Annotated in this window: 1 protein-coding gene; it reads right to left on the reverse strand. The window is 68.8% G+C overall.

Annotation, left to right across the window (positions count from 1 at the left end; all coding sequences use genetic code 11):
- On the reverse strand, nt 1–550 hold a 550-nt coding region (locus tag ITP53_RS55680), incomplete at its 3' end, for a transposase family protein (protein ID WP_195903537.1).
- Nucleotides 551–626 lie beyond the last annotated feature (76 nt).

Genomic DNA, 626 nt, shown 5'->3' on the forward strand with positions numbered 1-626 from the left:
GGAAGCGGGTGATTTCGTTGGTCTTGCCGTCCACGTCGGTCTGCGCGAGCACCAGGCCGTTGCCGTGGTCGAAGGCGGCCAGCAGATGGACTGGCTCACCGCTGTGGTTGCGTGCACCGCGCAGTGCTTTGCCGTCGACGGCCAAGGCCCCGCGACGCGCACGAGCCGGGCCGTCCATAGGGGTGCCGGCCGTGGCGGCTCGCCCGGCCAGCCAGGAGCAGACCGCCTCATCCAGGGCGTCGGTGTCGATCTGCTCGAACAGACGCCGCACGGTTGACTCATCCGGCGGCTGCCATGCCCGGCTCAGCGGATCCCACCGGACGCCGAGAACGGCCATCACCTGGGCAGGGGCATCAGCGATCCACTCACCGATCGCGGTGAACGAGCGCGCGCCGGCCAGTACGGCAGCCGCGGCACCGGCCAGTAACGACGCCAGCGCATGTCGGACGCCACGCGGATCACGCGGGTCGGGAAGGCGCTGGAAACATTCCAGCAGGCTGACCTGCGTTCGACATAATTCGGTTCGGATAGAGGGCGGAATTCGGGGGATGAGCTGGGGAAATGCGTCTGGGCACGCCGGGGAGGCGTGTCTCTAGGCGGTGGCGTTCCTGCAGGTCAGCGGGGTG

Source organism: Nonomuraea cypriaca, assembly GCF_015645445.1.
Classification (GTDB): Bacteria; Actinomycetota; Actinomycetes; order Streptosporangiales; family Streptosporangiaceae; genus Nonomuraea; species Nonomuraea cypriaca.